At 26.5% G+C, this 12,762-nt stretch carries 7 protein-coding genes and 1 tRNA gene; 6 read left to right on the top strand and 2 right to left on the bottom strand.

Features of this window, described 5'->3' with window-relative positions; translation table 11 throughout:
• Positions 1-19: 19 nt before the first annotated feature.
• Entirely contained in the window at positions 20-520 is a 501-nt protein-coding gene (locus BINT_RS13445; protein WP_014489114.1) for a type 1 glutamine amidotransferase domain-containing protein, read from the bottom strand.
• 114 nt (positions 521-634) lie between these two features.
• Between BINT_RS13445 and BINT_RS13440 the strand changes: the two genes are divergently transcribed.
• The 4 genes from BINT_RS13440 (at position 635) to BINT_RS13425 (ending at position 3,871) form a co-directional block, all read left to right on the top strand.
• Entirely contained in the window at positions 635-1,048 is a 414-nt protein-coding gene (locus tag BINT_RS13440) for a hypothetical protein (protein WP_014489113.1), read from the top strand.
• 122 nt (positions 1,049-1,170) lie between these two features.
• The gene (locus BINT_RS13435; RefSeq protein WP_041177501.1) at positions 1,171-2,328 is read left to right on the top strand and encodes a hypothetical protein; all 1,158 of its coding nucleotides are present in this window, start codon (positions 1,171-1,173) and stop codon (positions 2,326-2,328) included.
• Positions 2,329-2,801: 473 nt separating this feature from the next.
• A complete protein-coding gene (locus BINT_RS13430) occupies positions 2,802-3,713 on the top strand; it encodes a cysteine hydrolase family protein (protein ID WP_014489111.1) in 912 nt (303 codons plus the stop codon).
• A gap of 83 nt (positions 3,714-3,796) precedes the next feature.
• Positions 3,797-3,871: transfer RNA gene (locus BINT_RS13425), tRNA-Gly, on the top strand.
• 643 nt (positions 3,872-4,514) lie between these two features.
• Here BINT_RS13425 and ligA read toward each other — a convergent pair.
• The gene (gene ligA, locus BINT_RS13420; RefSeq protein WP_014489110.1) at positions 4,515-6,506 is read right to left on the bottom strand and encodes an NAD-dependent DNA ligase LigA; all 1,992 of its coding nucleotides are present in this window, start codon (positions 6,504-6,506) and stop codon (positions 4,515-4,517) included.
• A 997-nt stretch (positions 6,507-7,503) separates the two neighbouring features.
• On the opposite strand from ligA, the gene BINT_RS13415 reads away from it, so the two are divergent.
• Positions 7,504-9,171 (top strand): tetratricopeptide repeat-containing protein, encoded by a 1,668-nt coding sequence (locus BINT_RS13415; protein ID WP_014489109.1) that lies wholly within the window; start codon positions 7,504-7,506, stop codon positions 9,169-9,171.
• A 198-nt stretch (positions 9,172-9,369) separates the two neighbouring features.
• Complete coding sequence (locus BINT_RS13410) at positions 9,370-12,696, top strand: DUF4132 domain-containing protein (RefSeq protein ID WP_014489108.1); 3,327 nt, start codon at positions 9,370-9,372, stop codon at positions 12,694-12,696.
• Positions 12,697-12,762: the final 66 nt, after the last annotated feature.

The raw sequence follows: 12,762 nt of genomic DNA, 5'->3' as shown, positions 1-12,762 counted from the left end.
TTTTTTAAATATCTTTATATTATTTTAATTTTTTTATTATCTCTTTAGCGAAATATGGTAAATCATCAGGACATCTTGAAGTTATAATATTTCCGCATACCACAACTTTTTCATCTTTATAATTAGCTTTGGCATTCATCAAATCATCTCTTATGCCTATATAGCAAGTAGCATCTTTTCCTTCTAATACTTTTGCTGATATTAAAGTTTGCTGTCCATGACAAATAGCTCCTATAGTAAGATTATTATCAACAAAGTATTTAATTATTTTCTTTACGTTTTCATTTCCTCTTATAGCTTCAGGTGCTCTTCCGCCGGGTATTATTAATGCTTTATAATTTGAAGGGTCTACTTCTGAGAAATCTAATTTTGCTTCAACTTTGAAAAAATATTCTCCTTTAATCTCGCCTTTATTTAAAGCTGCTATATCAACTTCAATGCCTTCCTCTACAAGTCTGAAGTATGGATAAAATAATTCTGAATCCTCAAAAAAATTATCTGTAATAATCAATGCTTTCATTTATATATTTCCTTTGTATTATAATTTTTAGTATCATATAATAATGCTTAATTTTTTCAATATAAAATATTTTTTTATTATATTTATAAATATTAAATAATAAAAGGATAAAAAATGAAAACATTATTAAAAACAATTTCTTTAACTTTGATGATAATATTTTTGGCATCTTGTTCTAATGATATTACAAAAACAGGAAGCGGCATAGACTCAAAATATCAAGGAAAATATTCTGGGGCAATAAATAGAAAACATCAAAACGGCATTGAAGATGGAAGAGCTACATTCACAATTAATAATGATGGTTCTGTAAAAGGTTCAGTAACATATTATGGAGGTTCTAATCCAGAGGATGTAGAATTATCTAAAGAAATTATTATTAAAAATTCTGATAATAGCTACAGTGCTGAAATAAATTTTACAGGATTAAAAAAATATACTTTTACATTCAATAATAATATGCTTGAGCTTAATATAGTAAATGAAGATAATTCAGTAACATCAGGTCAATTAACTGAGTCTAATTAAATTTAAAAATGTAAATTTAATTAAAATTTTTTGTAAAAAAAATTGACATCTAGCTATAAATGTATTATAATGTAAATATATCAAATATTAAATTTACAATATATTTACAAAAGGATATGTTTATGAGAAAAATAATTTTTAAAGCAATACCTGCCTTGATAATATCTTCAGGTATGTTGTTTGCTCAATATTATGATCCATATAATTATCAGAATGGTTATAACTATCAAAATAATCAGAATAATTATAATGCATATCAGAATAATAATATTCCTGCAAATAACTACTATAATAATTATTATCAGGAGTTTATGAGAACTTTATCCGAGGAAGCAAATAACCCTAACAGTATTTATTATAGTCCTGGATTTTATGAACAATATAATGATTATAATGCTATGCATGGAAATCCATATCAGGATACTATGAATGCTATGAATTGGGCTTCTCAAAATTATAATGCTCATTCTTATTATAATGAAGGTAGTACTGCACAAAATCCATATCAAAATAATTATTATAATGGCTATGATAATACTTATCAAGATCCATACCAAAATAATTATTATGGCGGTTATGACAATACTGCACAAAATACATATCAAAGCGGTTATGACAATTATAATAATCAAGCATATAATAATACAGCAAGCTATGTAAATCCTTATGAAGAATTGATGAAAATGTTGGAAAGAGAAGCTAAAAATCCTAACAGTCCGTACTATAGCCCTAATGCAAATCAGAATGGATATAATGAAAGTTATGATGGTACTGCACAAAATAATTATTATAATGACTATAATGCTTATGATAATACTTATCAAAATAATTATTATAGTGCTTATGACAATACTGCACAGGATCAGTATCAAAACGGATATTATACTGGATATGATTATAATGCTTATACTCAAACAAATAATAACATGTCAGATGATCCTTACAAGCTAGCTGCTGAAGCTTTAATAAAGGCGGCCGAAGAATTGACTATAAAAGCAAATGGTATGCCTAATCAAAATAATACTGCTAATCAAAATTTAAACAATAATAATCAGCCTGCGGCAAATACTAAAAATGCACCATTATATGTTCAGGATTTTTATACTCCTTTCAAAGTACCTCAAGTAGTTTTGGATACAGCTGCTGCAAAATATCCTAATGTTCAAATATTAGATGTAGAAGTAAAAGAGATAGGTACTTTTGAAGTGAGAATGGCAAATAGTATGAGACTTTATATTGATAGAAATGGAAACTTCCTTCGAGAAATAGTAGATTATTAAACATATTTTTGTTTTTGCAAAGAGAGTCCCTATTATTGGGGCTCTTTTTTTATTTAGTTTATACTGAAAATTTTTAAGTTTGTCAATTTTTTATTCAACTTTTCCCGCCGCAAAAAGTTGCTGCCGACATCATAGGTGGACTTCGTCGGCACGCTTTGCGAAAGTGCAAGTATAAAATTAATACTAAATCATACTAAAATTATCCTAAATGTAAGGTAATTCATAAAATTAAAGCCAAAATGTAGCCTTTTTGCTTCTCGCCGTAGGCGGGCTTCGCCTGTGGCAACAAAAGAAGTGTGGGTTGCCGAAGGCACGCACAGCGGGGGGCTAGTCCCAACAAATAATAAAAATAATAAAATAATTTTTGACAAAATATATTTGTTTCAGTATATATAAAAAATAATATAAAAAAATAATTTACTTTAAATAAAAATTTTATATACTATTTTAAAAGCACTAAATGAGGATTTTTTATGTCAGTTAAAATACCGTATGAGAAAATAGTAAATGAGGATTTTATAGGAAAAGAAGTTAATCCTATCAATCAGCAGGATATTTATAAAATAGCTTTAGAATACAGTAATGAAGTTATTAAAGAGTTTGAAGATGAAAGTATTAATCTTCTTATAGTAGATCCTCAAAGAGATTTTATAGATATGGAGAAAGGTGCTTTGCCTGTAAAGGGTGCCGTTGATGATATTAAAAATATAATAAGATTCATATACGACAATATGGAAAGGCTTTCAAGTATATATGTTACTTTGGATACTCACAGATATGATTCTATATTTCATTCTATTATGTGGAATGATTTTAATGATAAGCCTGTTGCTCCGTTTACAGAAATAACTTTAGAAAAAATTTTGAATGATGAAATAATACCTGTTTATGATGAGGAGATACAAATTAATTATGTGAAAGCATTAAAAGAAAAGAATGCTCAGAATTTGATGATATGGCCTTATCATTGTATATATGCTACAGACGGCTGGCTTATAGATAAACAGCTTGCAAATATTCTTTTATTCTTTGAAACTTCAAGAAGAGTTTATATAAATAAAATATTAAAAGGGCAAGATTCATTCAGTGAGATGTATGGTGTAATAAGGCCTGAAGTACCTACAGAGTATACAAAAAACTATGATACTTCTTGGGTTTACGATATAGCTAATGCTGATAAGATATATATATGCGGAGAAGCTAAGGATTATTGTGTTTATGAGAGTGTGAAGCAGTTTTGTGAAATATATCATAACGATAAAAGTGTAACAGAGACTATTAATATAATGATGAATTGCAGCAGTGCTATAGGCGATAATAAGGCATGCGAACAAAAATATGAGGAGCTTTCCAGTAAATACGGCATAAAATTACTCAATATTTAATAGATAAAAAAAATAATTTAGCCCTTGATTTTTTTATTTTATTATGCTATAATTTTAATACTTAAAAGTAAGTTGTTTTTATCGCGGGCGTCATATAATGGTTATTACCTTAGACTTCCAATCTAAAGATGACGGTTCGATTCCGTTCGCCCGCTCCATTTATTTAATTCCAATAACAATTTTTATTAACGCACGGTAAGTAAAATTTCAAAATATAATAAAGTCTATATTTCAAATTAATTTATATATTTATACCAATTCAACGTGCGCTGAGAATACAATAAATTTAAAAAATTCTTGGGTGGGAAGCTATAATACCAGAACAAATTAACAAGAAAAATAAAATTTAAATATCATAAAAGACTATAAGCCTAAAGGGTGGGCAAGTGTAATTAAATTTTAAAACTTTTATTACATACCCCACCCTTTATTTTTATTGATTTACTTTTTAATTTTGTTTTAATTTCTTTTTTGGTTTAATTAAGAATTTTTTAGTACCCGCCCTAGTTTATTTAAATTTATAATCTATTAACCGCACAAAGAGTAAAATTATAAATATAAGTCAATTAATAATAACATTTAAATTTCATAATAAATTTAGCTAACCGTGCGTTAAATAGATTTGAAATATAATAAAAACTTTATCAGACATACTTCTTATATTAAAATAAAAATATAATTTTGCATATACAGTTTTAACTATTAAAGTGTGATAAATTAGGATATAATAAAAAAGACTGCAAACACTTTTATTTGCAGTCTTAATTTTTATATTTAATTTCTAGTATTTAAAAATTGTTATTACCCATTAGCAAGCTTTATAAACTTATCAGCTTCCATTATCTCTACGCCTAAATCCTGAGCTTTTTTAAGTTTGCTTCCTGCTTTCTCTCCAACAATTAGAATGTTTGTGTTTTTTGATACAGCAGACTGAACAGTTGCACCTAATCTCTCAGCAGCCTCTTTTGCAGAATTCCTCGTAAATCCTTCTATTGAACCTGTTATTACAACATTCTTTCCAGTGAGAGGAGATTCCACTGTTACAACTTTTTCAAATACTGGATTAACTCCTGCTGCAAGTAAATCATCTATCAATTTTAATGTTTTTTCATTATGAAGGAAATCGTAAATACTTTTAGCACTTATTTCGCCTATTCCTTCAATATTTTGTAAATCATCAATAGTAGCCTTTTTGAAATTATCTATTGATGTGAAATATTTAGCTAGTAAGTCAGCAGTAGTTTCTCCAACCTGACGAATACCTAATGCATATATAAATCTTTTTAAAGTAGTGTTTTTACTGTTCTCAATAGATTCAAGCATGTATCCTGCTAATTTTTCCCCCATTCTTTCAAATTTAAATAAATCATCTCTTGTTATTTTGTAAAGGTCAGCAGGAGTTTTAACAAGTCCGCTTTTTGTAAATACTGCAATCCACTCTTTTCCTATTCTCTCCATATTCATAGCAGGCTTTGAAACAAAATATTCTATATATCTAGTTATCTTGCTCGGACATTCTTCATTAATACATCTTACAATTACATCGCCATCAGTTACAGCAGTATCGCCTCCGCAAACAGGACATTTTTTAGGGAACTCAAAAGGCTTACTATCTGCAGGACGCTTTTCCAATACTACTCTTGTGATCTTTGGTATAACATCTCCGGAACGTATAACTACAATAGTATCGCCGATTCTTATGTCTTTTGATTTTATCTCGTTAGGGTTATGAAGTGTAACATTTGAAACTGTAACACCTCCAACTTGAACAGGCTCTAATTTAGCAACTGGTGTTAATGCTCCGGTACGTCCGACTTGAACCTCAATATTTTTTAATACAGTTTCTTTTTCTTCAGGCTTGAATTTGAATGCTACTGCAAATCTTGGGGCACGTGACAAGAATCCTAATTTCTCCTGATGCTTAACATCATCAACTTTAATTACGAGTCCGTCAATCTCATAATCCATTTTGCTTCTTTTTTCTTGTATATCATAATAAGTTTCTAATACTTTTTTAGCATCAATATTTGGGTGAACGCCTTCAACTGTGAATCCTAATTCTGATAAAAACTCCATTGATTTATATTCATTAGTTAAATCAAAATCTTTATAATTAGCAATCTGATAAGCAAAGAATTTTAATCTTCTTTTTTTACTTTCAGCACTGTCTAATTGTCTTAATCCGCCGGAAGCTGCATTTCTAGCATTTGCAAAAGGTATCTCTTCAAGTTCTTCTCTTTCTTTATTTAATGCTTCAAAATCTTTTTTTGTTATTAATGCTTCGCCTCTTACAATGAGTTTCTTTTTCTCTTTTATGCTTTTAGGAACATTATTCATCATCTTAACATTATTGGTAACATTCTCTCCAACTTGTCCGTCTCCTCTTGTGCTTGCAACTGTGAGTTTTCCTTTTTCATAAATAAGCTCTAAAGCAAGTCCGTCAAATTTATTTTCAACTGTGTATTTAATCTTGCTTTGATTAAGTTCCTTTTGCATTCTGTTGTCGAATTCCAAAAACTCTTCTTCATTCATAACATTAGAAAGTGAGTACATAGCAATAGGGTGTTCAAATTTCTCGAACTTTTCTAATATAGTGCCTCCCACTTTATTAGTAGGGCTGTCATCTTTTTTTAATTCTGGGAACTCTCTTTCAAGATTTTCTAATTCCCTGAAAAGTTTATCATATTCATAGTCTTCTATTTCAGGGTTATCATCTGTATAATAAAGTTTGTTATGGTAATTAATAGTTTCTGTTAATTGTTCGATTTTTTGTTTAGCTTCTTCTTTATTCATAATTTTATTCCTTAAATAAAAATATTTAATTATTGGTATTATTTGAATATAGTATAGTATTAATTATCTAAATATATTTCAATTATTTTAATAAAATATTTTTTTATATCAACTTTTTTTACCTATGCTAAATCAAACTTCGTCAAATTTTCGAAAATACTAATAAAATAATTATATTTATACTTTATTTACTTTGACGCACGGTAAAGAGATTGTAAATATAATTAAATTGTATTACTTTATTAAACTGTATTTTTTATAATTGTTTTTCGTGCGGTGAGTATACTATAAATTTAAAAAATCTTGGGTGGGTAGCTATAATAACTGAACAAATCAAAAAGAAAAATGACATTTAAATAGCAGAAAAAATAAAAAGCCTAGAGGGTGGGGCAGTGTAATTAAATTTTAAAACTTTATTACATTCCCCGCCCTTTATACTTTATAACTAATTTTTGAATTTTAATATTAACTATCTTTATAGCTTACTTATAAATTTCAGCACCCGCCCAAGCATTAATTAAATTTAGAATTTATCTAACGCACGCTAAACCAAATTTTAAATATAGAAAAATTATAAATGACAATCAAATTATATTTATAGCTTTGTTCTCCGTGCGGTTAGTATAGAATAAACATTATCAAACTAAATCATGAACTAAATATTGTTTATATTTTTTCATTTAGTTATATAATATATACCTAAACAATGATATTTTGCCAAAAATTATTTTATTATTTGTGGGGACTAGCCCCCACTTCTTTTGTTGCCACATACGAAGTACACTTACGGCGAGAAGCAAAAAGGCTACATTTGAACTTAAATGTAGTAAATTATCTTACCTGTAAGACAAATTTAGTATGATTTAGTAATAATTTAACATTTGCACTTTTTGGTTCTTGACGAAGTCCGCCTGTGGCGTGCGGCGGGAAAAAGAACAACAAAAACATTGACAAACTTAAAAATTTTCAGTATATTCAAAATATAATAGGATAAAATATGTCTGATAATACAAATAACTTAAATAATAGAAATAATACCACATTCATATTATATATTGTTGTATGTTCAATATTTTTAATAGCATTGATTATAATATATTTATTATTTTCTTCTTCAATAAAAAAATCAATGGATTATAGTATTGGAAAGTTTGAAACAAATTCACAAATACAATTAAGCAATTATTATGAGTTCTTGAAAGAAATGGTTACAAATGAAAGTTTTGAAAATAAAGAGTTTATAAAAAATACATTAGAAGAAGCATTCAAACCTAATATAGATTTACTTAGAGAAACTCTAAAAGACAGTAAAGACTTTTCAATAAATACAGTAACTTTCTGGCTCGCATTTTTATCATTAATAATGATAATATTCACAATTTTAGGCATATACGCCAATAATAAAATAATGGAAAGCAATCAAAAGCAGTCGGAACTTATTATAAAAGACTTAGAATCAAAAGCGGAAAATAGTTTTAATAATATTGGAGAATTAGTAAAAGAAAATAAGGAGTATATTGAAAATCTAAAATCGGATTTTGACAATATAAAAAATAGTCTGCTTAGTGAAATGGAAACAATAAAAGATGATGCAATAAAGACAAAAGATAATACTCTAAATGAAGTAAATAGTATAAAAAAAGAAATAGACAGTAATAAAAAAGAATCTGAAGATTTAAAATCTGAAATATATGAAATAAGAGATGAATCAAAAAAACTATTAAAAGAAATGAGAGAAGAAAGAAAGGCTCAAAGCGAAGAAGGTAAAAATATTATAGAGAAAATAAAAATAGAAGGAAATACTCAAAAAGAAGAAGCTAAAGATTTAAAATCTGAAATAGAGAGAATAAAAGAAGAAGCAGAAAAAATGTTAAAAGAAATGAAAGAAGAAAGAGAAGTACAAAAAGAAGAATCTGAACAAACTCTAGAAGAATTAAATAAAAAAGCCAAAGAAATAGAATCAACATTAAAGAAAATAGAAAAACAAACCAAACAGTCAAAAATAAATGCTGACAGAGCTAAAGTAAGTGAATTATTTAATAGAGCTTTGAGAGAAAATGATAAAAATAATAAAGAAAAAGCTATAAAACTTTATACAGAAATAATAAATGAATATAATTCAAATGATACAGATTCTTTGAACAATAGAGGTGTTTTATATTCAGATAAATATAAAGAAACTAAAGATGAAGAATATTTTGATAAAGCATTAGAAGATTATAATCATATTTTAAGAATTGATAACAATGATTATGGTACATATATAAATATGTCATTCTTATATTTAAATCATTATGAAATAAATAAAGAAAACAAAGAAAGTTTGACACAAGCAGAAAAATATTTAAATGAAGGTTTAAAACTATATACTAATGATTTAGAATTAATAAATAATTATGGTATATTATTGTATTTCAAATATAAAGAAGATAAAAAAACTGTTGATTTAAATAATTCTGAAATGTATTTTAATAAATCTATAGGAAATACTAGAACTAAAGAAAACATAGGAGAAACCTACTACTATTTACATCTTGTATACGATGAATATGCTAAACTTGATGAAAATATAAGCGGATATTCAAAAGAAGAATGCGAAAAGAAAAGTAAAGAGTATCTTCAAAAGTCAAAAGATTTAGGATATAAGCATTTTATGGATAAATAATTTTTAGTATCTAAAATATACTGAAAATTTAAAAATTTTCAGTATATACCTAAACAATTATATTTTGCCAAAATAATTTTTTTAATTTAAAATATTTGCAGGGCTTTGCTGCGAAGCATACCTACGATAACAGCTCGCAGTTGACAGAATAAAGAAAATTAATTATACTATATAAAAATACTATTGACGAGGTGATATATGGAGAATAATATCAGTAATGAAGAACAAATAAGAAATAAGTTTGAAAGAATATTCCAATACGAAAACAATAAGAATGCATTCCTTGATTATTTTTACGGAAGATCAAACAGCTGCCCTACTTTAAGAAATTATTATGGTTATGAAGCTGAAGATATTTTTAAGTTTTATTTTGATGAAAATACTAAAGAAGAAGATAAAAAAGCACTGTCAAGATACGCTGAAGCTATAATAAAAGATATATACAAAAACCAAAATGTTCATATAATTTTGAGATTATCCACTGGTGAAGATTTAGAAAAAGCATTAATAGAAAGTTATAATAATACGTATGAAAGAACTATATATGATAAAAAATATTCTAAAGCAACTTTGCTTAATAATGAAGCATCTAAATATATACAAATACAAGTAAATAATTTTTATAAGTTTTCAGAATTAGAAGCCTATGTGTATAAAGACTTTAATCAATACTTAGAAAAAGTAAAAAATGACAATAAAGCATTATTGAATAAAGAACCTCGTTTATTATTAACTATTTTAGTATACCTCATAAATAGAGATGATGATAAAAGCCTCATAAAACAATTATTAAATTATATAGACTTACTAAAAATCAATTATGAAGAAACTATATCATTACTTTTTACTATAGTTGATAAAGATGAAGAAGTTTATAAAAGATTAATGAATATTTTAAATAAAGATAATAATATGATTTATTTTCTTGTGAATATATACAAAGATATGACAAGAACTATAAAACTATATAAAAGATTATTTAAAGGATATTCAGAGGATAAAGGCTATTATTACTACACACAAAAACTTATACCTGAATATTTAGAACTATGCAATTTCCCTAAAGAATGTATTTTGTTAAACACAATAGTTAATAATAACACTCTTTTTATTTCATATTTAACAGTAGAAGCAAAAAAATTATATGATGAAGACAAAGAAACTTTTTATAAGCTTTATGAGATAATAGAAAAATCAAAATTGGAAAATTTATATCTTGATTATGCTATGCTTTCATCAATTATGCTTGCAAGCGGTGATAACAAATATAATATCGATACTAATTCTATTGTAGAAACTCTCAAAACAATGTGCGTTGAGCTATTAAAGATAATGCAGCCTATTCAAAGTTTTGATGAAATAACTTCTAAAAGCTTTAAATATGTAAAAGAAGAACCTTACACTAATCATAGTCATTATTTATCAGCTATAATGTCCTTTGACGGTATAAATGATGAAGCATCAGAAATTACTACTAAATTATTAAAGCATTACGGAATATACGGCAAAATTTCAATTTATGTTTCTATTCAGAAAATATTCTATAATAGAAATATTTTGGAAGCTAAAGAAAAATTAGTTAATGATAAAAAAGTACCATTAAAAGATATTTATTTATCATTATTAGATTCAAAAGATAATATTATCACACTTATAAAAAATAATGTTGAAGAAACAAAATCTATTATGGAAGAAAAATCGTTTATCACTTCTATAACAGCAAATATTAGCGGTACTATATCATTTATTAATTGTATTTTCAGTGATGAATTAAGCGGTTTAATTGATAATAAATTTGATTTTGTTTTCAAAGTTCTTGATACAGCAAAATCAAAAGAAATAAAAAAGCATTGTGTATCAGTAATCAGTAATAATGAAAGCATTGTAAGAAGCAAAGTAGAAAAATTAGCGAATGAAGGAAAAGAAGCATCAAGAACAGTTTATAAAGAAATAATTAAATATTGGGACTTACAAAAGTTTGATGATGATTTCCAATTTACAAGTGTTGACGAAATAAACGAATATTTAAATAAATACTATAATGAAGGACATGAAAGTTTAATAAAAGATATAGACGAAAATATACTTTCTAATATTTTATTAAAAGACAAGAAAACTAAAGCACCTTTAAAAATAGTTCAGTATGTGTTTATGGAATATGTTGCATTAAAAGAACCTTCTATATTAAAAGACTGCAACAAGATAGCAGAGTTCTTTGATATTGATTCATTTAGAAATGCACTTGATAATATATATACAAATTGGCTCAACAACAAAGCAGATACAAAATTAAAAAATATACTTATTCCATATTGTATTTTCCAGCCTGAAGATAAACTATTAAAATTAAAAACACAAATTGAAGAATGGGCATTGAATGCAAGAGGAGCATTAGCCGCTCATGCAGTATATGCTATAGCATTAAATGCAAGCAAATTTGCATTGGTTTTAGTTGATACAATGTCTGTAAAAATTAAAAATAATCAAGTAAAAAATGCTGCTAAAGATGCATTAAAAAAGACTGCAAAAGCATTAGAGATTTCAGAAGATGAACTAATAGACAAAATAATTCCAGATTTGGACTTTGATAAAAAAGGAATGAGAGAACTTCATTATGGAGGAGAAGCAAACAGAGTATTTAAACTTCAAATAAAAAATGATTTCACTATCGAAGTAACAGATTCAAATGACAAAGTTTTAAAATCACTTCCTGCACCAAACAGCAAAGACGATAAAGAAACTGCAGATGCATCTAAAAAAGAATTAACTTTGATAAAGAAAAATATAAAAATGATAACTTCTAATCAAATAACAAGATTAAATAAAGTTTTATTAAACGGAAGAAAATGGTCTTATAAAACTTTTACTGAGCTTTTTGTAGAAAACCCTATAATGAATATATTTGCTTTAAAACTTATATGGGGCGTTTATGATGAAAAGAATAATTTGATAGAAAGTTTTAGATACATGGAAGACGGTTCTTTCAACACTTTTGATGAAGAAGAATATATATTTGAAGACAGTCTTAAAAACAAAAAGAATATTACTTTAGTTCACCCTATAGAATTAGACGAAGAACAATTATCAAAATGGAAAACTCAATTAAGCGACTACGAAATATCACAGCCTATAAATCAGCTTGACTTATTATTTGAAGAAGTAAAAGAAGAGCATATAAAAAACAACAAAATCATTTCCTTTGAAGATCAGGAAATAACAGCAGGCGAAATAATGTCAATGGCAAATAAAATGTCATTTGAAAGAAGCAGAGATATTGAAGACGGCGGAAGCTATACTTATTATGAATTAAAAGACTCTATATTAAATATTGCATGCCGTATAGATTTTGAATATATGTGGTTTGGAATAGAGGCTAACGAAAAAGTAACATTTAAAAATATTGCTTTCCACAGGCTAGATGAAAACGGAAACTGCAATGCAGAAGAATATATAAATCCTTTAGACATTAACAAAAGATTTACTTCATCAATATACGGAACAGTAAAATCTTATTTTATGAAGTAAAGACTTTTATAACCTGCATATATTTATTATAAAAATGTATGCAGGTTTTATAATTTTCGTGGGCTA

It is taken from the genome of Brachyspira intermedia PWS/A (assembly GCF_000223215.1).
GTDB lineage: Bacteria > Spirochaetota > Brachyspiria > Brachyspirales > Brachyspiraceae > Brachyspira > Brachyspira intermedia.
This window is presented reverse-complemented; position numbering and strand designations above follow the sequence as displayed.